The sequence below is a fragment of the Oleiphilus sp. HI0086 genome, from assembly GCF_001635225.1.
Genome location: NZ_LWFZ01000976.1, coordinates 1 through 1,795, shown reverse-complemented (window position 1 = coordinate 1,795; position 1,795 = coordinate 1). Strand labels below are relative to the sequence as shown.

Sequence of the window (1,795 nt, the reverse complement as noted above, 5' to 3'; positions counted from 1 at the left end):
ATGGCAAAACAGAAAAGATGATAGGTAACTGGCTGGCAGCTAATTCGAGTAAACGAGGTGACATTATTCTGGCCTCAAAGATTGCAGGAAATGGCCTACCTTGGATACGCGGGGGTGGTGACATCACGGGTGAGTCGATTATCACCTCAGTAGACGCATCCTTAAAGCGCCTTAAGACCGACTACATCGACCTCTACCAACTCCATTGGCCCAATCGTACCTCGCCTCACTTCGCCAAACATTTCCCTGGTCGAATTTCTTTTACCGATGTAGACCGTCAGGCACACTCCGATCAAATGCTAGAAATTCTTCAGGCTTTAAATGACTGCATCAAAGCCGGGAAAATTAGACATTGCGGTTTATCAGACGACACACCTTGGGGGATCAATGAGTACTTACGTTTAGCTGAAAAGCACTCGCTTCCCAAGATGGTATCAATACAAAATGAGTTTAATCTACTACATACCAAAGACTGGCCTTACCTGATTGAAAACTGTGTTCACCAGGATGTCGCTTACCTTCCCTGGTCTCCGCTTGGTGGCGGCGTATTAAGCGGTAAATATCTAAATGGAGAAAGGCCTGATGGTAGTCGCTGGAGCATTCCACAACGCAATGGTATTTTACGGGACAAGCCAAATGTCGAGACGGCTGTCAGTGCCTATGCCTCGATTGCTAAGCAACTCGATATCACGCCGGCACAATTGGCATTAGCCTGGTGTAATCAGGTCGATGGTGTCACATCAACAATTATTGGCGCCACCAGTTTGCAGCAGCTGGAAGAAGATATCGAAGCCTTTAAAGTTGAGTTATCCAAAGATGACCTGAAGGCTATTTTCAAAGTACTTAGGGAATACCCTTTGCCTTTCTAGCACAAAAAAGCTCTATAAACCCTGAGAAAAGGCGAGCTCTACACTTAGCCCGCCTAATTCAGAATCAGATAATCTTAGCGTCCCGCCGTAGCTCTCGACAATATCATTTACTACAGCTAAACCTATTCCTTGGCCGGGAATCGTAGTGTCCGCGCGCTGGCCTCGTCTGACGAGCTTTGCCTGCTCAGCTTCACTTATCCCCGGGCCATCATCTTCAATGGTGATCCGTAAGGTATTGTCATGGGCCCTTGCATGAACATTAACCTGCGCCTTTCCGTATTTAAAAGCATTATCGATCAAGTTGCCTAAGAGCTCTATCAGGTCACCTTCATCTCCCCTAAAGACTGCGTCGCCGGAGATATCACAAGCCAAAGTCATCGACTTATCATGATAGACCTTGCCCATGGCTGCACAGATTTTATCGCACAAGGGTTTGACTACTACGGCCTTATTAAACGGGGCTGCCACACCCCCAACGGCGCGTGTTAGCTGGTAGGAAAGTATTTTATCGATGCGCTCATTCTGCTCCTCAATATCCTGGAGCCATGAGGTATTGCGCATATCATCAGGTAGGGAGTTTCCCGCCTGATTCAAGGCGCTGCTAATAATGGCAGAAGGGTTTTTAATGCTATGTGCCAGGTCCGCTAAGGTATTCCGATAGCGTTCTCGCTGATGAGCTTCGTGGGAAATAAGACGATTAATACTATCCGTCATCTCCTGAAGCTCTAAGGGATAATTGCCTTTCAGCGAATCCGACTCACCTTTCTGAATCACACTCAAGTCATGACTTAAAGCAGCAATAGGGCGAAGCCCCCACTTCAGTATCATGAACTGAAGTGCAATGAGTGCCAGCGCTACCGCACTCAACCAAAACCAAAGCGAGGCTCTGTACTCCTCCATTGCTTGGCGATAAGCATCTTGCGTTT

General features: G+C 47.4%; 2 protein-coding genes. One reads left to right on the top strand and one right to left on the bottom strand.

Annotated features, from left to right (window positions below):
- Nucleotides 1–869: aldo/keto reductase (locus tag A3756_RS17575; protein WP_068554110.1), on the top strand; the 869-nt coding region annotated here is incomplete at its 5' end.
- Between the two features lie 12 nt (nucleotides 870–881).
- On the opposite strand, the gene A3756_RS17570 is transcribed toward A3756_RS17575, so the two are convergent.
- Nucleotides 882–1,795 (bottom strand): ATP-binding protein (locus tag A3756_RS17570; protein ID WP_156490568.1); only part of this gene is annotated, 914 nt, incomplete at its 5' end.